At 69.2% G+C, this 23,388-nt stretch carries 21 protein-coding genes; 11 read left to right on the top strand and 10 right to left on the bottom strand.

The genetic code is table 11. The features are described 5' to 3' along the window. The first annotated feature begins 33 nt into the window (after positions 1 to 33). Complete coding sequence (locus ACFV9C_RS06470; RefSeq protein ID WP_380191066.1) at positions 34 to 3,150, top strand: hypothetical protein; 3,117 nt, start codon at positions 34 to 36, stop codon at positions 3,148 to 3,150. A 97-nt stretch (positions 3,151 to 3,247) separates the two neighbouring features. Here ACFV9C_RS06470 and groL read toward each other — a convergent pair whose 3' ends face one another. From groL to ACFV9C_RS06515, 9 genes are all read right to left on the bottom strand, one after another. Further along, a complete protein-coding gene (gene groL, locus ACFV9C_RS06475) occupies positions 3,248 to 4,942 on the bottom strand; it encodes a chaperonin GroEL (RefSeq protein ID WP_380192295.1) in 1,695 nt (564 codons plus the stop codon). A 19-nt stretch (positions 4,943 to 4,961) separates the two neighbouring features. Continuing rightward, a complete protein-coding gene (locus ACFV9C_RS06480; RefSeq protein ID WP_380191067.1) occupies positions 4,962 to 5,987 on the bottom strand; it encodes an NAD(P)-dependent alcohol dehydrogenase in 1,026 nt (341 codons plus the stop codon). Beyond that, positions 5,984 to 6,688 (bottom strand): iron-sulfur cluster assembly protein, encoded by a 705-nt coding sequence (locus ACFV9C_RS06485; RefSeq protein WP_380191068.1) that lies wholly within the window; start codon positions 6,686 to 6,688, stop codon positions 5,984 to 5,986. Before ACFV9C_RS06485 ends, ACFV9C_RS06480 begins: the two co-directional genes overlap by 4 nt. After that, entirely contained in the window at positions 6,688 to 7,701 is a 1,014-nt protein-coding gene (locus tag ACFV9C_RS06490) for an amidohydrolase family protein (RefSeq protein ID WP_380191069.1), read from the bottom strand. The genes ACFV9C_RS06485 and ACFV9C_RS06490 overlap by 1 nt, the downstream gene beginning before the upstream one ends. 16 nt (positions 7,702 to 7,717) lie before the next feature. Beyond that, positions 7,718 to 8,092 (bottom strand): propane 2-monooxygenase effector subunit MimD, encoded by a 375-nt coding sequence (gene mimD, locus ACFV9C_RS06495; protein WP_380191070.1) that lies wholly within the window; start codon positions 8,090 to 8,092, stop codon positions 7,718 to 7,720. After that, the gene (locus tag ACFV9C_RS06500) at positions 8,089 to 9,237 is read right to left on the bottom strand and encodes a hypothetical protein (RefSeq protein ID WP_380191071.1); all 1,149 of its coding nucleotides are present in this window, start codon (positions 9,235 to 9,237) and stop codon (positions 8,089 to 8,091) included. Before ACFV9C_RS06500 ends, mimD begins: the two co-directional genes overlap by 4 nt. A gap of 34 nt (positions 9,238 to 9,271) precedes the next feature. Beyond that, positions 9,272 to 10,303: an FAD-binding oxidoreductase gene (locus ACFV9C_RS06505; protein WP_380191072.1), complete on the bottom strand. Its 1,032-nt coding sequence runs from the start codon at positions 10,301 to 10,303 to the stop codon at positions 9,272 to 9,274. A 19-nt stretch (positions 10,304 to 10,322) separates the two neighbouring features. Beyond that, a complete protein-coding gene (locus tag ACFV9C_RS06510) occupies positions 10,323 to 11,975 on the bottom strand; it encodes a hypothetical protein (protein WP_380191073.1) in 1,653 nt (550 codons plus the stop codon). Positions 11,976 to 12,060: 85 nt separating this feature from the next. Further along, a complete protein-coding gene (locus ACFV9C_RS06515) occupies positions 12,061 to 12,291 on the bottom strand; it encodes a hypothetical protein (RefSeq protein ID WP_380191074.1) in 231 nt (76 codons plus the stop codon). Positions 12,292 to 12,391: 100 nt separating this feature from the next. Between ACFV9C_RS06515 and ACFV9C_RS06520 the strand changes: the two genes are divergently transcribed. The 4 genes from ACFV9C_RS06520 to ACFV9C_RS06535 all read left to right on the top strand — a co-directional run bounded on the left by ACFV9C_RS06520 (position 12,392) and on the right by ACFV9C_RS06535 (position 17,649). Beyond that, entirely contained in the window at positions 12,392 to 14,173 is a 1,782-nt protein-coding gene (locus tag ACFV9C_RS06520; RefSeq protein ID WP_380191075.1) for a sigma-54-dependent Fis family transcriptional regulator, read from the top strand. Between the two features lie 93 nt (positions 14,174 to 14,266). After that, on the top strand, positions 14,267 to 15,475 hold the full coding sequence (locus ACFV9C_RS06525) for an MFS transporter (protein ID WP_380191076.1): 1,209 nt from the start codon (positions 14,267 to 14,269) through the stop codon (positions 15,473 to 15,475). Next, positions 15,472 to 16,644, top strand: a complete 1,173-nt coding sequence (locus ACFV9C_RS06530; protein ID WP_380191077.1) for an MFS transporter — start codon at positions 15,472 to 15,474, stop codon at positions 16,642 to 16,644. Before ACFV9C_RS06525 ends, ACFV9C_RS06530 begins: the two co-directional genes overlap by 4 nt. A 9-nt stretch (positions 16,645 to 16,653) precedes the next feature. Beyond that, entirely contained in the window at positions 16,654 to 17,649 is a 996-nt protein-coding gene (locus ACFV9C_RS06535; RefSeq protein ID WP_380191078.1) for a hydroxyacid dehydrogenase, read from the top strand. Here ACFV9C_RS06535 and aroQ read toward each other — a convergent pair whose 3' ends face one another. Further along, positions 17,650 to 18,252, bottom strand: coding sequence for a gamma subclass chorismate mutase AroQ (aroQ, locus tag ACFV9C_RS06540; RefSeq protein WP_380191079.1), 603 nt, complete (start codon positions 18,250 to 18,252; stop codon positions 17,650 to 17,652). It lies immediately after the preceding gene. A gap of 151 nt (positions 18,253 to 18,403) precedes the next feature. Between aroQ and sigK the strand changes: the two genes are divergently transcribed. From sigK to ACFV9C_RS06570, 6 genes are all read left to right on the top strand, one after another. Next, entirely contained in the window at positions 18,404 to 19,012 is a 609-nt protein-coding gene (gene sigK, locus ACFV9C_RS06545; protein WP_380191080.1) for an ECF RNA polymerase sigma factor SigK, read from the top strand. Next, positions 19,012 to 19,731: an anti-sigma factor domain-containing protein gene (locus tag ACFV9C_RS06550; protein ID WP_380191081.1), complete on the top strand. Its 720-nt coding sequence runs from the start codon at positions 19,012 to 19,014 to the stop codon at positions 19,729 to 19,731. The genes sigK and ACFV9C_RS06550 overlap by 1 nt, the downstream gene beginning before the upstream one ends. A 12-nt stretch (positions 19,732 to 19,743) precedes the next feature. Next, positions 19,744 to 20,178, top strand: a complete 435-nt coding sequence (locus ACFV9C_RS06555) for a PaaI family thioesterase (protein ID WP_380191082.1) — start codon at positions 19,744 to 19,746, stop codon at positions 20,176 to 20,178. A gap of 103 nt (positions 20,179 to 20,281) precedes the next feature. After that, positions 20,282 to 21,631 (top strand): DHA2 family efflux MFS transporter permease subunit, encoded by a 1,350-nt coding sequence (locus ACFV9C_RS06560; protein ID WP_380191083.1) that lies wholly within the window; start codon positions 20,282 to 20,284, stop codon positions 21,629 to 21,631. Continuing rightward, the gene (locus ACFV9C_RS06565) at positions 21,628 to 22,578 is read left to right on the top strand and encodes a sigma-70 family RNA polymerase sigma factor (RefSeq protein WP_380191084.1); all 951 of its coding nucleotides are present in this window, start codon (positions 21,628 to 21,630) and stop codon (positions 22,576 to 22,578) included. The genes ACFV9C_RS06560 and ACFV9C_RS06565 overlap by 4 nt, the downstream gene beginning before the upstream one ends. Then, the gene (locus ACFV9C_RS06570; protein ID WP_380191085.1) at positions 22,578 to 23,333 is read left to right on the top strand and encodes an isocitrate lyase/phosphoenolpyruvate mutase family protein; all 756 of its coding nucleotides are present in this window, start codon (positions 22,578 to 22,580) and stop codon (positions 23,331 to 23,333) included. Before ACFV9C_RS06565 ends, ACFV9C_RS06570 begins: the two co-directional genes overlap by 1 nt. Positions 23,334 to 23,388 lie beyond the last annotated feature (55 nt).

Genomic DNA, 23,388 nt, shown 5'->3' on the forward strand with positions numbered 1-23,388 from the left:
ACCGGCTGGCTCGGCCGCACCACGTTCCGGAACGTGCCGCCGATCGTAGGATTGCAGACAATCCTGCAGGAAGCCGGCGACCTGTTCGCCACCTTCCGCCTCACCTATGAGTTCGAAGGCTCCGCGAGCTACACCGTCACGATCCGCTGCATCGCCGGCTACGACCACATCGAGCTCGACGAGGAGATGAGCGGCCTCGGCGATGCGGAGTGGGAACTGGAGTGGACGGACTTCCACCCCACCCACCGCTTCTCCTCCACCTGGCCGTACTCCCAGGAACCCGGCCCTCGCCCGTGGCTCCCGATCGACGAGCCGCTCGTCATCGGTGACACCGGCGAGGACCCGGCGTTCTTCGGCCGCGCCCGGACCGAGGATCCGGCGGCGGAGTTCGCGTTCACGGTCGCGCCGTACGCGCCGTCGTACGCCTTCGACGTGCGGCCGCACGCGACCTTCTGGAACGCCCGCACCAGCGTCGGCGTGTTCCTCCTCCACCCGGAGCGTTGGAACGACCAACAGTACGCGGTGTGGGCGTCGTCGCCGGCGCTGCGGATCCGCTTCCGGTACGACGGCGTACTGCGCTGGACCTGGCCGTTGCGGGACGGCACGCGGCGGACGGGGATCGCGTGCTACGACCACGACCGGGATCTCGGCGTACCGCGGGAGTTCCGGACCACGCACGTACGGCAGCTGCAGCACTGGCACAGCACGCTCAGCCTGGACCTCGTGAAGGACTGGCAGCTCTGGTACGACGGCCCGCGGCCGGCGTCGCCGTTCCACGAGGGGCCGATCGCGTCAGCGGACGAGTTGCTGGACGAACTGTTCGACGGCCCCGAAGGGCCGCGATTGATCGCCCGCGGCGTGAACGACGTCGAGGGGTACAGCAACATCGGGCAGCGGCCGTTGTACGAGCGGTTCGTGGACGGGTACGCGCGGCTCCGGGACAAGCTCGATCCGGTCGAGCGGGAGCGGGTCGAGGCGTTGCTGCTACTGAACGCGTACGTCGCGGCCGGTGAGGAGATCGGGCCGATGCTGCGAATGTTCGGCGGGCACCCGAACTTCATGGCGGACGGGAAGGCCGCGCTGGGGTGCTTCGCGTGGCTGTTCCCGGAGCATCCGGCAGCGGACTCGTGGCTCGAGCAGTTCGGGAAGTTCGTGGAGCTGGTGGCGGCGTTCCATACCCGGCCCGCGGACGGGGACGCGCTCGGTGGGCGGTGGACCGAGAGTCTGGCGACGTACGTGTGGGCGTTCCTGCGGCCGACCGTGCTCGGCAACATCTGCGGGATGCTGACGGACGGACGCAACCGGCTGGCGAACCCGCAGCTGGCGGCGATGGGGTCGTGGCTCGTCGACTCGTTGACCGTGCCAATGACCTTCGGCGGGCGGGTGCATCCACCGCAGGGCGCGCACGCGTACTGGCCGCGCCACCCACCGCTGGAACTGCGACTGCTGGCGCAGGCGTTGCGGAACTACGCACCGCTGGTCGCCGAGCATTTGCTGTGGGCAAGCAGCCCGGACGCGTCGTTGCTGGAGCATCGACCGGGCGCGCCGGATCCGTGGCGGTTCGCGGTCGAGGGTGGGACGGGGACCAATCCGCGATTGCGCAGTACGAAGCATGCCGGGTACGGCGTGACGCTGCGGGCGGACGTGGACCTGCCGAGCGAGGTCGCGGTGTTCCTGCAGCAGACGGATCCGGGACCGAACTACCGGTGGGGCGTGCCCGGGGACAACGGTTCCGGGACGATCTACTACTACGCAGGCGGGCGGAGCTACAGCGGTCACGGACCGGAGGACGCGGGCGATCGCCGGGCGCCGGCCGCGACGTACACGAGTTCGTTCGGGGTGTGGGCGGACGGGTCGTACCGGTCGATCGGGCCGAACAGGCTGGAGCGGCCGCTGTACGACCTCGGCTGGGCGCAGTACGCCGAGATCACGTCGGCGGGCGGTCCGTACCGGAGCCGGTCGGTGATGTTGATCGGGAGCGACTACCTCACGACGTACGACGTGGTCGCGCCGAACCAGCGGACCGCCTGGACGTGGTCGGTGTCGACGGCCGCGACCGGGTGGGACGCGAACAGCGTGGACGAGGTGGTGGACGAGCTGCCGTTCATCCACGTCGCCGGGCGGAAGTTGTCGGAGTTCACGACCGAGTTCAGCCGCGGCGTCCGCACCGAGAGCCCCGCCGACGGCTCCGGCGGCAATGTCCTCGCGGTCGTCAGCCACCGCCGCGACCTGCACGTCACGGAAACCCCGTGGGGCGCCCAGGTGGAGACCCCCGACGGGACGGACTTCGTCTTCCGCCGCACTCCGTCCGTCTACTACGACCCCGCGCAGATCACGTACGACGGAGAGGTCCACTTCACCGGCACCGCCGGCGTCGTACGCCTGGCCGTCGACCAGCAACTCGCCCTCTTCCAGGGCTCCCGCATCGGCACCCGCGACCTCACCCTCACCACCCCGGACCCGGAGCTGGCCATCTCCCTCCACCTCCCCACCTTCAAAGGCGTCTACTACTCCCCTCACCAGACCTCGTTCACCCTCTCCCGAACCCCCGGCCGCCTGTACGTCGACGGCCTCCCCACCACCGCCCTCCCCGCCGGCCGCCACCACTGGGAGATCACGTCCGGCAAACCCCAACCACTCCCGCCCCGAATCACCCACCTCACCGCGACAACCGTCCACTTCACCGCCGTACCGGCGGCCGAGCTGTACGAGCTCCAGCTGAGCGAGGACGGCGGTCACACCTGGCGCACGATCGCGATGACACCGCAGACGAGCGTTGACCTGGGTGCGGCTGAGGGGCATGTGCGAGTGGTCGCGATCAACAGCGATCAGCGCAGCGAACCCGGGAAGGACTATCCGGTGCGAGTGACCGAAGGGCCGCCGATGGCGCCAGACGGCTTGCGGGTGAACGGGCGCGAGGTGACGTGGGGCGAGGTACTGGGCGTGACCGGCTACCGCTTGTACCAGCGGACCGGCCGCGGATTCGAGGAGGTCTACCGAGGTCTGCACCGACGATTCGTGGGAGAGACCGGCGAGTACGCGGTGGCGGCGGAGAACCACCACGGAGTGGGTAAACGCAGCACCTCTGTAGATACCTACGAGGCGGCCTTCCAGCGCAAGCACACCTACAACCAGCCGCCCTACAGCTGAGCGGGACCGCGTCCAGCACCGCCCGCGATCCTGCCTGGTGAACGGGGCCGATGGTGGGTGGACGCGGTCCAACTGTGGTGTGACCCCGCCGGCGCTCCTAGCCGACGGACGGGCCGAGGCCGAGGGACTGCGGGGTGCTGGAGTCGGGGGAAGGCTGGTGCAGGCCTTCGTCCAGTGCGCCGTACTCGGTCATCAGGGAAGCGCTGCCTCCCCACGGGGTCTGTTCCTCGGCGATCAGGGTGTTGGTGGTGAGGAGCAGGCCGGCGACCGAGGCGCCGTTCTGGAGCGCGGAGCGGGCGACCCGGAGTGGGTCGATGATGCCCATCGCGAGCATGTTCCCGTAGCGGCCCTCCAGGGCGTCGAAGCCCTCGTCGACGTCCATCGCGGCGGTTCGTTCGAGCACCTCGGCGCCGGAGTAGCCGGCGTTCGTGGCGATCAGGTACGCCGGTTCGCGCAGCGCGCGGCGGACGATGTCGACCCCGATCCGGTAGTCGCCTTGTACGTCGAGATCGTCCAGCGCGGGCGACGCATGCAGCAGCGCCATCCCGCCGCCCGCGACGATGCCCTCGGCCATCGCGGCCCGGGTTGCCGACAACGCGTCCTCGACACGATGCTGCAGCTCCTTCAGCTCGACCGGTGTCGGCGCGCCGACCTTGATCACCGCGACCTTGCCGGACAACGCACCGATCCGCTCGGTCAGCACGTCCTCGTCGACGCCGAACGTCGCCCGCTCCAGCTCGGCCCGCAGTTGCGCCACGCGGAACGCGACGTCCTGCTCATGCCCCGAGCCGGCCACGATCGCCGTACGATCCGCGGTGACCCGCACCTGGTCCGCGCGGCCGAGCTGGTCGATCGTCATCGTCTCGAGGCTGAACCCCGAGTGCCGGCTGTACACCGCGCCGCCGGTGATCGCCGCGATGTCCTCCAGCTTGTGCAGCCGCCGGTCGCCGAACCCGGGCGCCTTCACCGCGACGCACTGGAACAGCCCGTTGACGTGGTTGTGCACCAGCATGCTGAGCGCCGTACCTTCGAGGCTCTCGGCGATGATCACCAGCGGCCGCGGCTCGCGCATGATCTTGTCCAGCAGCGGCATCACCTCCTGCACCTTGGTGATCTTCTCGCTGCACAACAGGATGTACGGGTTGTCCAGGACGGCCTGCAGGCTGCCCGGATCGGTCACCATGTACGGCGACAGGTACCCGTTGTCGAACTCGAATCCCTCGACGAAGTCCACACTCATCCCGTGCACGGCGGACTCCTCCACGGTGACGATCCCGCCGTCGCCGACGCGGTGCAGGGCGCGGGCGATGACCGCGCCGACCACGTCGTCGTCGTTCGCCGAGATCGCCGCGACCCGGGCGTAGTCGTGCTCGGTCTGCACCGGGTGCGCGACCTCGCGCAGCCGCTCCACCAGCCGCGCGACGGCCAGGTCGATCCCCCGTTTCACCAGGACGGGGTTACCGCCGGAACCGATCGCGGCCATCCCTTCGCGGATGATCGCCTGCGCGATCACGGTCGCGGTGGTGGTGCCGTCGCCGACGATGTCGTTGGTCTTGATCGCGGCTTCCTTGACCAGCTGGGCGCCCATGTTCTCGAACTGGTTCTTGAGGTGGACCTCGCGGGCGATCGTGACGCCGTCGTTGGTGACCACCGGGGAGCCGGTGATCTTCTCCAGGATCACGTTGCGGCCCTTCGGGCCCAGCGTCGACTTCACCGCGTCCGCCAACTGGTCGACCCCGGCCAGCAGCAGCTCGCGGGCGTTCTCTCCGAACCGCAGTTCCTTGGCCATCAGTTCCCTCCGGAAATGGTCTTTACGGAACGAGGATCGCGCGGCCACGAATGCGGCCGGCGTCGAGATCGGCGACCGCTTCGACGGCCGCTTCCAGCGGGTAGGTCCGGGTGTGCAGCGTGACCTTCCCGGCCTGCGCGAGCGCCATCAGCTCGGTCAGTTCGTTGTACGTGCCAACGATGTTGCCGACGATGTTCCGCTCGGTCGAAATGATGTCCAGGGCCGGGATCTGTACCTGGCCGCCGTACCCGATGACGAAGTACGACCCGCCCCGGCCGGTCATCGCGAAGCCGTCCTGCTCCGCGCCCTGCTCGGCCACGAAGTCCAGTACGACGTGCGCGCCCGCGCCGTCGGTCAGCTCCAGGACCTTCTCCACCTGCTTGCCATCAGCAACCACCGTCTGGTCCGCGCCGAGCTGCTCGGCGAGCTTCAGCGCCTCCGGGTTGCGGTCCACGACGATGATCCGCGCCGCGGTCAGCGCCGCCAGGCACTGAACGCCGATGTGCCCGAGACCACCCGCGCCGATCACCACGGCCGTCGTACCGGGTGGCAGCAGCGGCAACGCCTTGCGCACCGCGTGGTACGCCGTGATGCCCGCGTCCGCGAGCGCCGCGACGTCCTGCGGCCGGGTGCTCGGATCCAGCTTCACGCAGGCGCGCGCCGAGGTGAGCAGGTACTCCGCCATCCCGCCGTCGCTATCGAGCCCCGGGAACGTGCTGTTGGAGCAATGCATGTCGTCCCCTGCACGACACGCACGACACAGCCCGCAGGTCGGCGTCGGGTGCAGGATGACCGTGTCGCCGACCTGCACGTTCGTGACCGCGGAGCCGACCTCGTGCACCCAGCCGGCGTTCTCGTGCCCGATCGTGTACGGCAGCGCCGGATGCATCGCGGCGTCCCACTGCCCCTCGATGATGTGCAGGTCGGTACGGCACACGCCCGCACCGCCGATCTTGACGACGACGTCCAGCGGGCCTTTCACCACCGGTTCCGGTACGTCGTCGACAACTGGTTGCTGGTGGTATCCGTGCAGTCGAACGGCCTTCATCCCAGCTCCTCCTCGCCCGCACCGGTCTCGGCGTACCGGTGCCTCAGCATTCCCCTGCAGATCCCGGTGTTGGCCTCGATCCCGGTCCGCGTCAACCGCGCCATCCCGAGATGCCGCGCCGCATTGTCGCGGGTGACCGCCGCCCCGGTCACCACATCCACCAGCAGCGGTGCGTCCTGTCCGGTAGGCAGCCCGAGCTCGGCCCGCCGCCGCAGCACCCGCTCCAGCGCGACGGACGCCGGTAGGTCCGCAATCGAGCACCCCACCGGATCGATGCCTTGAGCAATCAGTTCCCGGCAGACGACATCAGTTCCGGCCAGTACCGACTTTCGGACGAAGGTACGGCGCAGTTCGTCCAACTCGTCCGCCGCCTCCCCCGCGAATGTCTCCACGAAACCGGCTCGTGCTGATATCCCTGCATTGATCTGGGTAGCGGCGAAGTGGTCTTCGAGGGCTACGTCCACCGTGCGCACGTGAGGTAGCGCGGCGACGGCGTCGTAGGCGTCCGCCACCATCAGGAAGGCGAAGTTGGGGGCGCAGAAGTACGTCGGCAGGCGGAGGCGGACGACTGCGTCGCCGGCGGCCGACACGACGCAGGTGGACACGAAGCCCAGCGTCGTGATCGGCTCGTCCAGCTCCGGGTCCCGGACGGCGCTCAACGCCTCCAGCACCCGGTCCCGTTCGGTGGCCACAGCTGTCATCAGGTGGTGACCAGACTCGGTAGCTGGAGTTCGTCCGGCACCTTCAGGTCGTACAGCTTGGCGGCGTTCAGCCCGAGGATCTTCTTCTTGCCCTCGACCCCGAGCCGCGGGTAGTCGGCGTACTCCTCGCTGTCCGGGAACTCCCAGTCCACGAACCCCTCGACCTGCCACTTCGGTTCCCAGATCCCGTAGTCGCTGCCGAACGTCATCTTGTCCTCGCCGACCCAGAACAGCAGCTCGCCCATCACCTTCGCGAAGAACCGCGGCCGGGCGTGCATCAGGCCGCCGATGACGACCGACAGGCCGGCGTACACGTTGGGTTCCTGGGTCGCCATGAAGCAGAAGTCCTCGATCCGCGGCAGGCCGACGTGCTCGACGATGAAGTTGAGCTCGGGGAAGTCGGTCGCGGCGTGGTCGACGTCCGAGACGTCGAACGCGTCCTTGTCCAGCGGCCAGATCGTGGGCCCCTTGTGGACGTGGATGTTCTTGATCCCGAGCTCCTGCGCCTTCGCCAGGTAGGTGTACGCCGCCGGGTCGGTGAGCTTGTACCCACGGGATCCGGCGTTCCACTCGGCCGTGTAGAGCTTGACGCCCTTGGAGCCGTACCGCTCGACGTTGCGCGCCAGCTCTTCCAGGCCGGCGTCACCGTCGCGCGGGTCGAACCGGGTGTTCAGCACGAACATCCCCGGATGCTTCTCGCCGAGGTTCGCGTTCTGCTCGGTGGTGTTGAAACCCTCCGTGTACCACTCCTTCAGGTACGTCGGCTGGAACACCGCGACGTCCACGTAGCCGTCCTCGAAGACGTCCTTCATCAGGTCGTCCTCGGTGTAGCTCATGAACTTCTCGATCGTCCAGTGGGTCTCCTTCGGGCCGAGGCTCTGGTACGCGTGGAAGCATTCGATCCAGCCCTTCGCGTACTGCTCCGCACCCTTCACCCAGTTGTCCGGGCCGGCCTTCCACATGTGCATGTGGCTGTCGACCACGAAGTACTTCTCACCATTCTTCTCGTACACGGAAGAGACCCCCTGGTCAGCTGGATGCGGTCAGGTCGAAGCCGATGTACTCGGCGGCGTCCTCGGGGTTGGCGAACATGATCGTCCGGTCGTCGAGGTGCACCATCCGCCCGTAGTGGGTGGACATGTTCTCCTCGAACTCGGCCTGGTCGAAGTACCCGGGCTCCTCGCCGAGCGCCTCGGAGATGTCGTCGTAGACGAAGTCCATCCGGCCGATCGCGTCGACCCGGATCATCGACGGCAGCGGCGTCACCGTGACGTTGTCGTACGCCTTCATCACGTCCGCGACGACCACGCCGACCTGGTTGTTCATCAGCGTGACACCGCACTTGTTGGACGCGGTGTTGTCCTGCTTGAACGGGCTTTCCGCGGTGGTGAACGTGGTGGTCACAGTGACAGCTCCTTCGGTTCCTCGAGGCCCAGCGCGGTGACGATCCCGCTGAACCGGCTCTTCGCGCGGTCGAGCCCGTCCTCGAACCGCGGCGGTTTCGCGTCCGGCTGCGACCACAGCGGCTGCAGTGTGCGGGCCGCGGCCAGCGCCTTCGCCGTCCAGTTGCTCGCCCAGCCGGCCATGATCGACTTGTTGTGGTCCGCGAACTCCTTGTCGTTCGTGAGCAGTTCGAACATCGCGGTGGTGTAGCGCAGGTCGCGTTCGGCGAAGTCGTACTCCGCCGCCCCGATCACCGTCGGTGTCACGAAGTCGCCGTTGCGCGGGGCGGCCTGCTGGACCAACTGGCTGCGGAACAGTTCGCCGACCAGTGGCTCGAAGACGACGTTCGCGGCGAAGATCGCCTCGCACCAGTCGTCGATCGCGGTCAGTTCCTCGGCGACCTCGTGGACGCCCTGCCAGGCCGGGTCGTGGTTCCAGGTCTCCAGGTGCGCCGTACCGTCGAAGCCCTCGATCTCCTCCGACAGCGTGAGGTTGTAGAGGGCGAGGTCCTGGGCAGCGCGGATCCGGTGCATGCTGTTCACCGAGATCGCGTTGTTGTGCATGTTCGTGGGCGCGCGCCGGTTCGCGTTCGCGTACAGGTACAGGCCGAGGCCGTGGTCGACGTGCATCCAGGCGCCGACGTGCTGCTCGACGAACCGCACCCAGTTCGGGTTCCACTGCTCGAAGGCCTTGGACGCCTTCGCGGCCTCGACGTTCTGGGTGACCTGGCGGACGACGTTCGAGTTGTAGCGGTAGAGCGTGAGCTCCCACTCCTCGTTCGGGTCACGGAACTCGTGCCAGCCGGTAGCCGGCCATTCCTGCACGAACAGTCCGCCCGTACCCGGTCCGCGTTCCGGCGACGGCTTGTCGGAGCCCCAGGCCTTCAGCACGGTCCAGTCCATCGGGTAGCCGCCGCGGCCGTCGGAGAAGCCGTACAGCCAGCCCTGGCTCAGGTAGTGCCTCGGGTCGGGCTGGACGTCGACCGTCACGTCCTCGTAGTGGCTCTGCTTGCGCTTCTGCGGCTTGTAGTAGTTGTAGTGCCGCAGCGTCGAGTCCGGGAACTCGCGGGCGCCGGCTTCGGCGTCGGTGAAGACCGGCTTGGGCACACTGCGTTCGGTTTGGGTGATTCCTGTGTGGCGGTCATCTTGCCTCCAGCACCTTCGAGTCACCGGCTTCGCCGGTCGTGGTGAACTTGTCGTAGTAGATGTGCTTGGTCGCCACACCGAGTCGTTCGAGCAGCGGGATCGCCGCCTCGACCATCGGCGGCGGGCCACACACGTAGGCGTCGGCTCCGGTCAGGTCGGGTTCCAGCCGCTTGACCACGTCGGTGATCAGGCCGTTCTCGCCGTCCCAGTCCTCGTCCGACAGCGCCGGCACGTACTTGAACCGTGGCAGCGGCAACGCCCGGAGCTCCTCCTCGAAGCACAGGTCCCCAGGGGTCCGGGCTCCGTAGTAGAACGTCGTCGGCCGGTCGATCCCGCGCTCGGCCATCGACCGGAGCAGCGCGAGGATCGGCGCCAGCCCGGCGCCGCCGCCGAGGAAGACCAACCGGGCGTCCAGGTTGTCCCGGAGGGTGAACACCCCGAACGGCCCGGTCAGCTCCAGCCGGTCGCCGACCCGCAGGCGCCGGTCGAGGAACTCGGAGAACACGCCGCCCGGGTACACCTTGATGACGAACTCGAGCTGCCCGTTCTCGCGGCTGGAGGTGTTCGCCATCGAGAACGACCGCGTCTGATCGGTGTCCGGTACGGCGATGTCGACGTACTGCCCGGGGAAGTACTTCAGCTCCCCGGGCTCGGTCAGCCGCAGCACCAGGTGCCGCAGGTCGTGGGTCACCGGGGTGATCGCCACGACCTCGGCGGTACGTTCCTGGATCGGCAGCCCGGAGCGGATCATGTCCGCGTCGTAGTTGAGCAGCTCGATCGTGAGGTCCTCGAAGGCGTGCGCCCGACAGAGCCGCGTGTAGCCCTCGTCCAGTTCGTACTCCGGCAGCGCGAAGGTCGAGTACCGGTCCAGGTCGATGTCCTCACCGTCGAGGACGAACGACTTGCAGGACGCGCACTGTCCCTCCTTGCAGCCGTGCATGAGCATCACGCCCTGCTCGGCCGCTGCCCGCAGGATCGTCTGGTCCTCGTCGACCTCGATCTCGATGCCGACCGGTTCGAACCTCACGACGTGCTTCATCACGCGATCAGGCTTCGGCCGGGGCGGGACGGCCGGCGGGACCACCCTTCACGTAGCGGGCGGCGAACGCCGTACGCTCCTCGTCGCTCATCTCGTTCAGCAGAACGTTCGGGCTGGCCAGCGGCGGGCACTTGCGCAGGTGGTCGAGCGTCCACATCTTGCTCGGGTCCAGGTCGAGGTGCGGCTGCGCGACCATCGTCTTGCCGTCGTCGCGGACGAAGCCCATGTCCGACACCACGTCGGCCCAGTTCCAGCCGTGGTACAGCGTCTCCCACTCGCGGTGGCCGATCAGCTTGCCCATGTTCGGCGTGTTCCGGCCCATGTACGTCGGCCGGAAGGCGGTCTCGTCGGTCCACTTGCACATCTCGTGGCAGTACGTCCGCCACTGCCCGTCGACCTTCGCCATCACCATGTCCTCACGGACCAGGCACGGCACCATGCACGTCCAGCAACGGTGCGGGTACTCGTAGTCGACGTCCTCGAAGACGATCGGCTTGTGCCCGTTCGGCCTCGACAGCCGGTTGTAGTTCTCCCACCAGGCGCCGTACTTGTCGTACCAGCCCGGGTACTTGTACTCGAACCACTCGAAGTCCTTGTCGGTCATCGGGTCGATCCGCCAGTAGTTGGCCAGCCACCCGGTGGCGAAGAACTGCGCGACCTCGTGCACGTAGCCCTTGTTCCAGATCTGGTTCCAGGACTCCTCGATCAGGTCGTGCGGGATCTCGAGACCGTACTTCTCCAGCGGCACCAGGTAGCTGCGGTAGTAGTCGTCGTAGATCCAGCGGCGCCACATCTCGGCGTACGACTCACGGTCCTTGCGGCGGTCCTTGGTGCCGTACTCGATGAACGTACCGATTGCCGCGTCGACCACGCGGTGGTTGTTCCACCAGGCGTACCGCAGGTCGCGGGCCAGCAACTGGTGGTTGTCCTCGTCGGCGAGCGCCATCAGCAGGGTGGCGTAGCCGTTGCTGATGTGCCGCGACTCGTCCGACTGCACGGAGTGGAAGACCGTCGGCAGCAGGTAGTCGCCGTTCGCGGCGGCCTCGGCCGGCATCGCGACGAACAGCGTGTTGGTGAACGCGGTCTCGGCCACGATCGTCAGGTAGATGCTGGCCGCGGTGATCGCGTCACCGGTGATGAACCCCTCGGCGAACTGCCGGCCGATGGTGCCGCAGTAATCGCTCTGGAAGTTCCGCAGGCTGGAGTTGAAGCCCGCCGGGTCGATGTAGTTGTTCATGTACAGGCGTTTGAGGTTCTGCTGGATCGTCGAGTGCCTGACCTCGTCGATCATCTGGATGGCCTGCCCGTTGTGCAGTTCGGGGTTCGGCACGGTCCGGAACAGCAGCGGCATCGCCCGCGCGGCGGAGATCTCCGGCAGCGGGATGATGCTCAGGAACAGCTTCTGCCATTCCAGCCAGCGTTCCTGGACCTGGCGGAACATGTTGCCGCGGATCGCGCCGTCCGAGGCGCCGTACACCCGGTGGTCCTTCTCCTCCTGCATCGGGAAGTACGAGCGCAGGACCTGCTTCAGCGGGTCCTTCTTCTGGGCCTTGCGGAACGTGTAGTCGGTGCCGTACTGGGAGACCGGCTCGTGGTACGCCGGTTCCCAGGACAACTCCTGGATCTTCTGGTGGGCCTTCGCCACACTCTGGCGACTCATGGCACTCCTCCCGCTCATGTGACCGGCTGTCACCTGCAGTACAGCCCTGGGCGGAGTGTGATGGAGGTCTCAAATTGAGAAGCCGTCAGGAATCGCCGAAGAACGCCTCCCGCAGCTCCGCGAGCTTGGCGTCCTTCTCCTCGGACAACCGCTGATCGCCCTCCGGATCGGGCCGGATCCCCAGGCAGCGCAGCAGTTCCGCGGCCGGTTCGCCCGGATGTCCGGTGGCGCCGAGGACCGGGTGCAGGCCGGCGTCGGCGAGGTGCTCGAAGACCAGATGTACGACCGACCACGGGTTGTAGGACTCGTCCTCCATCTGCCCAGCACAACGCAGCGGCGAGCGGCCGGTTGTCTCATTCTGAGACAGCGCTTGCGGCCCACTGCACTAGGCTCGAAGGGAGCGTCAGGGAGGCCCCGTGGACGAGCTCACACCTACGGCGGACGACAACCTCCGGACCGCGGCGGCCCGGTTGAACTTCCTCACGTTCGATCCCGTCGAGGTCCGCGACGTCCGGCCGCCGATCCTCGCCTCGTGGGTGCGGTCGCAGCACTGGAACCTGCCGCCGGACCGGATCCAGCTGCCGTACGTCGCCGACCCGGACCTGGAGGTCCCGCTGGCCCGCAGCGCCGGTCCGGTACTGCGGAAACTCCACGAGAACCTCGACGGCCAGCCGATCAGCGTCATCCTCACCGACCGGTCCGGCCTGGTCCTGCAACGGCTGACCGCGGACGCCGGCCTGGCCCGGCACCTCGACAAGGTCTACCTGGCGCCGGGCTTCAGCTACGCCGAGGAGTTCGCGGGCACGAACGGGATCGGGACCGCGCTGGAGGGCGGCGGGCCGATGCAGGTGTTCGGCCACGAGCACTACGCGGAGGACCTGGAGGACCTGGCGTGTGCCGGCGTACCGATCAAGCATCCGCTCAACGGCAAGACGGTCGGGGCCATCGACCTGACCTGCTGGCGCAAGGACGCCGGGTCGCTGCTGATGGCGCTGGCCAAGACGACGGCCGAGAACATCCGCGCGGCGTTGCTGAAGGACAGCTCGACCCGCGAGCTGACGCTGCTGGAGACGTACCTGCAGCGCTCGCGGCGGCTCGGCGACCTGGTGATCGCGGTCGACGAGGACCTGCTGCTGATGAACTCGAAGGCGCGGCAGTCGCTGGACACCGACGACCAGCGCGCGGTCCTCGCGTACGCCGCGGAGATCCTGCAGAGCGGGGCGACCGAGGCGATCCTGACCGAGCTGCCGAGCGGGTCCTGGGTCCGGATCACCTGCCGGCCCGTGGGCGCGCGGCCCGGCGCCGGGATCATCCAGGTCAGCCCGCAGTCGACGGCCCTCGCCGTACGGTCGCCGGAGTCCGGGCACCGCCCGCCGCCGCGGCCGGTGCTGCCCGGGCTGGTCGGCCGGAGTGCGCCGTGGCTCGGGAGCAGCCGGGAGGCCGACAACGCGTGCCGCGCCGGTCAGTGGGTCGTGCTGACCGGCGAGCGCGGCGTCGGCAAGGTCGCGCTGGCGCGGGCGGCGCACCGGCAGAACAAGACGGGCCTGTTCCATATCGTCGACGCCGCACGTGACGGTTTCCCCACGGAGCTCGAGGCGGAGCTGTCCGACGACTCGGTGCAGACCCTGGTCGTCCAGCACGTCGAGGCGCTCGACCCGGCCGGCGTCGCCAGTCTCGCGGACGCCCTGTACGGCGTACTCGAACGGCGACCGTCCGAGCCGCCGTGGGTCGTGCTGACCCTCACCGGCGACGAGCCGCAGCACCTCGGCGAACTGCTCACGCTGTTCCCGCTGACCGTCGAGGTCCCGCCGCTGCGGCACCACATCGAGGACGTCCGCGAGCTGGTCCCGTACTTCCTGGAGCAGCTCAGCCACGGCGAGCTCACCTGCGGCCCCGACACGATGCAGCAGCTGCTGCGCTCGGCGTGGCCCGGCAACACGGCCGAGCTGTGCCAGATGCTGCAGCAGATCGTCGTACGGCGGCGCCGGGCGGGCGTCATCGTGCCCGCGGACCTGCCGGGCCGGACCCAGGCGGTCAGCCGGCGCAGCCTGAGCCAGCTGGAGGCGCTCGAACGGGACGCGATCATCCGCAGCCTGATCGCGAACGACGGGCACAAGGGCCGGGCCGCGAAGTCGCTCGGCATGTCCCGGGCCACTATCTACCGGAAGATCCACGACTATGGAATACAGCCTCCGTAATTGTGATCAGAGCTGCACCTGAAATCGTCGTTCCTGACATCTTTGATCAGATCCCTCTTGCCGCGAGCCTGCCGCTCGGGGTGAGATTGGCAGATGACGGACACGCGACCGGCCTCGGCCGACTCCGAGCGGGGGTTCTCCTACCGCCCGTTCATCTGGCTCGCGGTCGCGACGTTCTCGATGGGCATCGACGGCTACGTGCTGGCCGGGCTGCTCCCGCAGATCGCCGGCGACCTCTCGGTCACCCCGGCGGCCGCCGGTCAGCTGATGTCGGTCTTCGCGTTCACCGCCGCGCTCGCCGGTCCCGTCCTCGGCACACTCACGTCGCGGTGGGAACGCCGTACGACGATCGTGCTGTCGCTGGGCGTGTTCGTGCTCGGCAACGTGGTGGTCGCGGTCGCGACGAACTACCCGGTCGCACTCAGCGGCCGGGTGCTCGCGGCGCTCGGCGGCAGCCTGCTGAACGCGGCCGTCACCGGGTACGTGATCGCGCTGACCCCGGCGGAGCACCACGGCAAGGCGTTGTCGTTCGTGCTCGGCGGCTGGATGACCGCGACCGCACTCGGCGTACCGATCGGGCTGGTGATCGGGCAGTCGAGCTGGCGGTTCCCGATGATCATGGTGGCCGTGGTCGGCACCATCGCGCTGGTCGGGATCATGCTGCGGCTGCCCCAACTGCATCTGCCGGGCGGCACGCTGGTCGAACGGCTCCGGCCGCTCAGGCAGCCGCGGCTGGTGGCCGGGCTGCTCGTCACCAGCGGCATCCTGTGCAGCAGCTACGCCTGCTTCACGTACGCGACCCTGATCCTCGAGCCGCACTTCCACGTCAAGTGGGCGATGATCGCGATCATGTTCGGGTATGGCGTGTCGAGCATGGCCGGCAATGCGGTGACGGGACGGCTGGTCGACAAGTTCACCGCGCTGAAGGTGCTGACCGTCGTCCTCGTCGGCCTGTTCCTGAACGCCGTTCTCGGGATGGTCGCGTTGATGTTCGCGCCGGCCATGCTCGCGGCGGTGTGGGGGCTGGTGTGGTTCTTCTCGGCCGGTGTCGGCAACGGCGGCGGCGCCGTACCGCAGCAGGCGCGGCTGGCCTCGATGGCGCCGGACTCGGCCGCGATCGTGATGGCGCTGAACGGCAGCGCGATCTCGCTCGGCGGGGCGATCGGTAGCGCGCTCGGCGGCGTCGCACTGACCGCGGGCGCGGCCCCGAACGGGCTGCTCGGCGTCTCGGCCGTCGTGCTGGCGCTCACCGTCGGGCTGCATCTGCTGGTCGCCCGTGCTTCAAAAGCCGCCGCCGGGTGACCGAGACCTGCGCCGTTGAAACGGAGTTCTCCTACCGGCCGCTGGTGTGGCTGGCGGTCGCGACGTTCGCGATGGGGATCGACGGCTACGTCCTGACCGGGCTGCTGCCGCACATCGCGGCCGACCTGCACGTCAGCGTGGCCGCGGCCGGGCAGTTGATGCCCGCCTTCGCGTTGACCGCGGCCTTCGCCGGGCCGGTGCTCGGTACGGCGACCTCGCGGTGGGAGCGCCGTACGACGATCGCGACCGCGCTGGGTGTGTTCGTCGTCGGCAACCTGGTCGTGGGGCTTGCGACGACGTACCCGGTCGCGTTCGCCGGTCGCGTGCTGGCGGCGCTCGGGGCGTGTCTGCTGAACGCGGCCGTGAGCGGTTACGTGATCGCGGTGACACCGGTCCGGCATCGCGGGAAGGCGTTGTCGTTCGTGCTCGGCGGGTTGCTGACCGCGACCGCGCTCGGCGTACCGCTCGGGCTGCTGATCGGGCAGTCGAGCTGGCGCTACCCGATGGTCCTGGTGGCCGTGATGGGCACGGCCGCCCTGGCCGGGATCCTGCGTGGCCTCCCGCGCCGGCACCTCCCGGCCGGCCGGCTCGCGGACCAGCTCCGGCCGCTCGGACGGCCACGGCTGCTCGGCGGGCTGCTCGTCACGACGGGCGTGCTGGCCGGCAGTTTCACCTGCTTCACCTACGCCGTCCTGATCCTCGGCCCGTCGTTCCCGGCGGGCTGGATGATCGTCGCGATCATGTTCGGGTACGGCGTCGCCAGCGCGCTCGGCAACGCGATCACCGGGCGGCTCGCGGACCGGTTCGCGGCACCGCACGTCCTCACCGTCGTACTGGTCGTGCTGCTGCTGAACTCGATCCTCGGGATGACCGGGCTGCTGCTCACGTCGTCCGCCGTCATCGGCGTGACCTGGTTCTTCGTCCAGGGCATCGGCAACGGCGGCGCCGCCGTACCGCAGCAGGTCCGGCTGGCCGGCCTCGCGCCCGAGTCGCCCGCGATCGTGATGGCCCTGAACGGCAGCGCGATCTCGCTCGGCTCGGCCCTCGGCAGCGGCCTCGGCGGCGTCGCCCTCGCCACCGGCCTGGCCCCGAACGGGCTGCTCGGCATCGCGGCCGTCGTCCTGGCGCTGACACTCGGACTCCACCTGACCGTCGTCCGCGGCAGTTAGAATTCGGTCATGGCCGAAAAGCTGCGGATCGTGCTGGCGGCGACGCCGTCGTACCTGAAGATGGTGTTCGCGCCGGAGAGCATGGCGCGGTTGGAGACGCTCGGGGACGTCGTGATCCTGCCTGATCCCGGGAACGCCGACGCGTTGCGGGCCGCGTTGCCGGGGAGCGACGTACTGATCACGTCGTGGGGTGCGGCGCCGCTGACCGCGGAGGTGCTGGACGGCGCGGACCGGCTGCGGCTGATCGCGCACAGCGCGTCGTCGGTGAAGCACTTCGTCACCGACGAGGTGTTCCGGCGTGGGCTGCGGATCACGCAGGCCGGGCAGGCGATGGCGGAGCCGGTCGCCGAGGTGTCGCTGGCGTTCACGTTGAGCCTGCTGCACCGGATCCAGCGGTTCGACCACGGGATGCACGCCGGCCGCTGGCGGGACCCGGTGCCGCCGCAGCACGGGCTGACCGCGTCCCGGATCGGGGTCGTCGGGGCGTCGCGGACCGGGGCCGAGTACATCCGGATGCTGGTCGCGCTCGGGGCCGAGGTGGTTGCCTACGACCCCTATCTCACCGACGAGCGGGCGGCCGGGCTCGGCGTACAGCGCATCGATCTCGACGAGCTGCTCCGTACCAGCCGGGTGGTCGCGCTGCACGCGCCGACGCTGCCCGAGACGCACCATCTGATCGGCGGCCGCGAGCTGGCGCTGATGCCCGACGGCGCCGCGCTGGTGAACACGGCCCGCTCGTGGCTGGTGGACATGGACGCGCTGCTGGACGAGCTGCGGTCCGGGCGGCTGGACGCCGCGCTGGACGTGTTCGACGAGGAGCCACTGCCGACGGACAGCCCGTTCCGCGGGCTGCCGAACGTCCTGCTCACACCGCATCAGGCCGCGGCCACCGTCGAGTGCTACTTCGGGATGGGTGCCATCACGGCCGACGAGATCGAGCGGTACGCCGCCGGGCAGCCCCTGCGGTACGAACTGACCGAGGCCGCCCTCGCCCGGATGGGGTGATCAGCAGGTAGCGGCCGAGGCGGTCCGCAGCGCGCGACGGTGCAGCGGGTCCAGGTGGTGGCGGGCCGCACCGGTCGCGTCGGCGACCACCAGCGCGATGTCGCAGTGCAGGCCGCTCTGGCGCAGGTGATCCACGCGGACCAGCTCGGCCAGCAGCTGGGTGGTGATCGCGTCGAGCCTCTGCCGGATCACGTTCAGGTCCGGACCACTGGCCGGCGCCTTGTCCGGGTTTGCCGCCCAGTACGCGAGCAGCCCGCGCTGCACGACCTTGCTGGCGTCGATCTGCGCCTGGAAGAACGCCGCCGTCGCGTCCGGGTCGATCCCGAGCTGGACCGCGGAGGCCCGGACCGAGGTGAGAATCTGCTGCTCCCGGACCGGGTCGTCGACCGGCTTGCCGCTGAAGTACTTCGACGCGGCCACGTCGTCACCGACCAGGATCCGCTGGATGACCAACTCGGTCAGCCCGTCGAACGTCACCTGGCCGTCGTGCACTCCCCCGAGCTGCACGGACGGTTCAGGCGCCGCGTTCGCGGCCGGCACCAGGAAGAACGACGTACCGGCCGTGGTCGCCACCACGGCTCCGGCGATCAGCTGTCGAAGCACTTGCTCCACCTCTCCACGACGGTTCCGGACCGGCAGGCGACTGTACGCCGCCAGGGGTGCACAAATCTTCACTTCCCACGTCCCATCCGGCCGGCGACCGGCGCCGAAGTACCTCCGAAGCACCTTCGAGGAAGGCTACGGTGAACTGATCGTGACCGAACCCACCGCGCTGCCCTGGCCCGGCGGACCGCAGCAGCGGGCCGGCGTGATCACGGACGGCGACCTGCTGACGCTGACCGCGACCGGCGACGCGGCCGCGTTCAGCACGCTCTACGACCGGGTGTCGCCCTGGGTGTTCGGCCTGGTCCGCCGGATCCTGCGGAACCCGGCGCAGTCCGAGGAGGTCACCCAGGAGGTGATGCTGGACGTCTGGCGGACGGCCACCCGGTACGACGCCGGCCGCGGCTCCGCGCACTCGTGGATCCTGACCATCGCGCACCGCCGCGCGGTCGACCGGGTCCGCTCCGAGCAGGCCGCCGCCGACCGCACCGAACAGGTCGGCGCCCGCTCGGTCGACGTCGAGTTCGACCAGGTCGCGGACACCGTCAGCACCCGGCTCGAGGCCGAGCAGGTACGCCGCTGCCTCGGCACGCTGACCGAGCTGCAACGCGAGTCGATCGAGCTCGCGTACTACAACGGCTACAGCTATCCCGAGGTCGCCCAGCAACTCGGCGCCAAACTACCGACCATCAAGGCGAGAATGCGCGACGGCCTGATCCGGCTCCGCGACTGCCTCGGAACCACGAAGGGGCCTGCGTGATGACCGAATCCGACGTGCACACCCTCACCGGCCCCTACGTCCTGGACGCGCTGCCGGACGACGAGCGGGCCCGCTTCGAGGCGCACCTGGCCGGCTGCGCGTTCTGCCGGACCGAGGTCGCCGAACTGCGCGCCGCCGCGGTCAAGCTCGCCACCCAGGTCGCCACTCCGCCGCCGCCCGGGCTCAAGGCCGACGTGATGGCCGCGATCGAGCACGTCCGCCAGCTCCCCCCGCTGGTCCAGGACCTGGCGCCCGTTCCCGTCGTACGACGGCGCTTCGGGCGGCGGTCGGTGCTCGCGCTCGCCGCGGCGGCCGCACTGGTCGCAGCGAGCGGCGGGATCGCGATCGACCAGTACCGCGGCCGGACGAGCGCGGAACAGGCGAGCCGGCAGGTGGCCGCCGTACTGGCCGAGCCCGACGCGCACACCGTGCACGGCACCGTCCGCGGCGGCGGCCAGGCCACGGTCGTCACGTCCGACCGCGCGGACAAGTCGGTCGTCGTACTGCGTGACCTGCCGAAGCTCCCGTCCGGCCGGACCTGGCAGCTGTGGATGATCGACCCGCGGCAGACCGCGCACTCGATCGGCCTCGCGGCGGGCGACCTGACCCGGGTGATCAACGGCTCCACCACCGGGATGACGACGTTCGGCCTCACCGTGGAACCCGACGGCGGCTCCCGAACCCCGACGATGCCGGCGGCGGCGCTCATCCCGCTTTAGTAGTGTCCCGCCATGGTGACGGCCGAGGTACGCGAGCGGGTGCAGGCCAGTTTCGATCGCCAGGGGCTGATGGAGCACCTCGGCGCACGGATCTCGTACGTCGGCGCCGGCGAGGTGCACATCCAGCTGCCCACCCGGCCCGAGGTCACCCAGCAGCACGGCTACTTCCATGCCGGCGCCACCAGCTCGATCGCCGACAGCGCCGGCGGGTACGCCGCGTTCACGCTGTTCCCCGAAGGTACGTCGGTCCTCACCGTCGAGTTCAAGCTCAACCTCCTCGCCCCGGCGGAGGGCGACTACCTCGAAGCCGTCGGCACCGTCATCAAGCCCGGCCGCACCCTCACCATCTGCCGCCTAGAGGTCTTCGCCATCACCCCCACCACCCGCACCCTGGTCGCCGCCGGCCAGCAAACCCTCATCCAGATCGAGGCCCGCACCGAACGCTGAAAAACTCGTGCTCATCGCAGCGATGAGTTCGGGGGGTTGTGGCGGTCTACAGGAGTGACAGCAATTCCTGGAGGGCCTTGTGCGAGAACGATGGGTTTTGGGGTTGACCTCTCTCGGTTCGTTCATGGTGGCGCTGGACACCCTGGTGGTGGCCGCGGCGCTGACGACGATCCGGGCTGATCTCGGTGCGTCGGCCGAGCAGCTGGAGTGGACGGTCAACGCGTATGCGTTGAGTTTCGCGATGCTTCTGATGACGGCCGCCGCGATCGGCGACCGCCTGGGGCGGCGGCGTACCTATGCGGCCGGCCTGGCACTGTTCACCGCGGCGTCGGTCGCCTGCGCGCTGGCAACGTCGCTGCCGTTCCTGATCGTGGCGCGGACGGTGCAGGGGGCCGGTGCGGCGTTCGTGATGCCGTTGGCGATGAGTCTGCTCGGGGCGGCGTTCCCGCCGCAACGGCGAGGTCGCGCGATCGGGGTGTTCAGCGGCGTGACCGGGATCGCCGTGCTCGGCGGTCCGCTGATCGGCGGCGCGGTCACCGAAGGGTTGTCCTGGCAGTGGATCTTCTGGATCAACGTGCCGATCGGCGTACTGGCGATCGCGCTCGTGCTGACGAGGATCCCGGAGAGCACCGGCCCGGCCCGGCGGCTCGACCTGGCCGGCGCGGTGCTGATCAGCCTCGCCGTACTCGGACTGGTCTGGGGCACGGTGCGGGGTGAGTCGGCGGGCTGGACGAGCGCCGAAGTACTGTCCGCGTTCGCGATCGGTGTCGTGATGCTGATCGCGTTCGGGCTGTGGGAACGGCGGACCGATCATGCGATGGTGCCGCTGGCGTTCTTCCGGAACCGGACGTTCACGGCGGCGAACTCGGCCGGCTTCTTCCTCAGCGCGGCGCTCTTCAGCGCGGTGTTCTTCCTCTCGCAGTACATGCAGGTCGTGCTCGGGTCGGCACCGCTGAAGGCCGGGCTGCAACTGCTGCCGTGGACGGCGACACTGTTCGTGATCGGGCCGATCGCGGGACGCCTGGTCGACCGGATCGGCGAGCGGCCGCTGGTCGTCATCGGTATGACGCTGCAGGCGGCCGGCATGTTCTGGGTCAGCCGCGGTACCAGCCACTACTGGGAGCTCGTCGTACCGCTGATGGTCACCGGGTCCGGGATCTCGCTCGCGATGCCGGCGGCGCAGAGTGCGGCGATGTCCGCGCTGCCGCGGGAGTCGGTCGGGATCGCGTCCGGCGTCTACAGCATGAACCGCCAGCTCGGCGGCGTGGCCGGGGTCGCGGTCCTCGGCTCGGTGTTCGCGGCCGCCGGCGGCTACACCGGTCACGGCTTCACCCGGGCGCTCGCGGGTTCCGGCGTACTGTCGTTGCTCGCGGCGCTGTCGGGTCTCGCGCTCGCGGCCCGTGCCCGGGCAACCCGGGCGTCCGAGGCGAAGGTGGTGGAAGGAGTCCGATGAACCTCAAGGAGGAGTTCGCGGAGCATCGGGGCGAGCTGGTCGCGCACTGCTACCGGATGCTCGGCTCGCTGCACGACGCCGAGGACGCCGTACAAGAGACGTACCTGCGCGCCTGGCGTGGTCACGCGGACTTCGAGCACCGTTCGTCGGTCCGGACCTGGCTGTACCGGATCGCCACCAACGTGTGCCTGAACCTCCTGCAGCACAGCAGCCGACGGGTCGTCCCGTCGGCGCTGGGTGCCCCGGGCAACGATCCGGAGGACATCCACGCCCAGGCGCTCGAGGTGCCGTGGCTGGAGCCGTTCCCGGACCAGCTGCTCGGGGCCGACCCGGCCACCGTGGTCGGCGACCAGGCGAGTCTGCGGCTCGCGATGGTCGCCGCCATGCAGCACCTGCCGCCGCGGCAACGCGCCGTACTGATCCTCCGCGAGGTGCTTACCTGGCCGGCCGCCGACGTCGCGTCGTTGCTCGACACAACGACCGCCGCGGTGAACAGCTCGCTGCAGCGGGCGCGGGCCGAGCTCGCCCGGCTGCGGCCGCGCGAGGACGAGCTGAGCGAACCGGACGAACCGCTGCGGCGGGCGTTGCTGGACCAGTTCCAGGCCGGGATGGAGAGCAAGGACCTGGTCCTCCTCGAAGGGCTGTTCACCGCGGACGCGCGCTGGGAGATGCCGCCGATCCCGACCTGGTTCAGCGGGCGGGCCGACGTACTGCGGCTGCTCGACTCGAAGCTCCGGCCAGGTCCCGGCCGGCGCCGGCTGGTCGCCACCTCGGCGAACGGGCAGCCGGCCTTCGCGATGTACATCCGCGGCGCCGACGACCAGTTCCACGCGCACTCGGTGAAGGTGCTGACGCTCACGAAGGACGCGGTCTCGGCGGTGCTCGCGTTCCACCAACCTGCTTTGTTCCCGGCCTTCGGGCTGCCTCTGATCTGTGGGAGATCCTGATGTCCTTGGCAACTACTTTGCGAGACCTGCACGTCCCCGGTACGCCGTTGGTGGTACCCAACGCCTGGGACGCCGCCTCGGCGCGACTGGTCGAGCAGGCCGGGTTCGCCGCGGTCGCGACCAGCAGCAACGCGACCGCCGCGGTCCTCGGGTACGACGACGGCGAGCACGCGCCGGTCGCCGACGTACTCGCCGCCGCGGCCGGGATCGCCCGGTCGGTCCAGGTCCCGGTGACCGTTGACTTCGAACGCGGGTACTCGTTGAAGCCCAGCGAACTGGTCGAGCGGTTCCTCGCCACCGGCGCTGTCGGCCTCAACCTGGAGGACTCCGACCCGGCCACCGGAACGATGGTCGACCCGGGCGAACAGGCCGATTTCCTGGCCGCCGTACGGGCCGCGGCCGGTGACGCGCTGGTGATCAACGCCCGCATCGACGCCTTCATCCGCAAGGCCGGTACAGCGGCGGAACAGTTACGGACAGCGATCGATCGCGGTACGAAATACCTGGCCGCCGGGGCTGACTGTGTGTACCCGATCGGGGTCGGCGACCTCGACGTGATCGGCACGCTGAGCACGCAGCTCGACGGCCCGGTGAACGTCGCGTACGGGCAGGGCGCGCACTCGGTCGCCGACTACGCGGGCCGCGGCGTGGCCCGGGTCAGCTTCGGCCCGATGTTCCAGCGGCACCTGTACGGCGTGTTCGCCGGAAGCGTACTTCCCGCGCTGCGGGCGGACCGGAATCCGTTTACCGGATGAACGCTTCGTCAACCCCCGGCGAGTCCTTGTGTGGAATGCACCGGATCGGGTAAGA

Source organism: Kribbella sp. NPDC059898 (assembly GCF_042730855.1).
GTDB lineage: Bacteria > Actinomycetota > Actinomycetes > Propionibacteriales > Kribbellaceae > Kribbella.

Coding starts and splice junctions, on each gene's coding strand:
- ACFV9C_RS06480 (WP_380191067.1), bottom strand. CDS start 5,987: ATGAAGGCCGTTCGACTGCACGGATACCACCAGCAACCAGTTGTCGAC.
- ACFV9C_RS06485 (WP_380191068.1), bottom strand. CDS start 6,688: ATGACAGCTGTGGCCACCGAACGGGACCGGGTGCTGGAGGCGTTGAGC.
- ACFV9C_RS06510 (WP_380191073.1), bottom strand. CDS start 11,975: ATGAGTCGCCAGAGTGTGGCGAAGGCCCACCAGAAGATCCAGGAGTTG.
- ACFV9C_RS06515 (WP_380191074.1), bottom strand. CDS start 12,291: ATGGAGGACGAGTCCTACAACCCGTGGTCGGTCGTACATCTGGTCTTC.
- ACFV9C_RS06525 (WP_380191076.1), top strand. CDS start 14,267: ATGACGGACACGCGACCGGCCTCGGCCGACTCCGAGCGGGGGTTCTCC.
- ACFV9C_RS06535 (WP_380191078.1), top strand. CDS start 16,654: ATGGCCGAAAAGCTGCGGATCGTGCTGGCGGCGACGCCGTCGTACCTG.
- ACFV9C_RS06550 (WP_380191081.1), top strand. CDS start 19,012: ATGACCGAATCCGACGTGCACACCCTCACCGGCCCCTACGTCCTGGAC.
- ACFV9C_RS06555 (WP_380191082.1), top strand. CDS start 19,744: ATGGTGACGGCCGAGGTACGCGAGCGGGTGCAGGCCAGTTTCGATCGC.
- ACFV9C_RS06565 (WP_380191084.1), top strand. CDS start 21,628: ATGAACCTCAAGGAGGAGTTCGCGGAGCATCGGGGCGAGCTGGTCGCG.
- ACFV9C_RS06570 (WP_380191085.1), top strand. CDS start 22,578: ATGTCCTTGGCAACTACTTTGCGAGACCTGCACGTCCCCGGTACGCCG.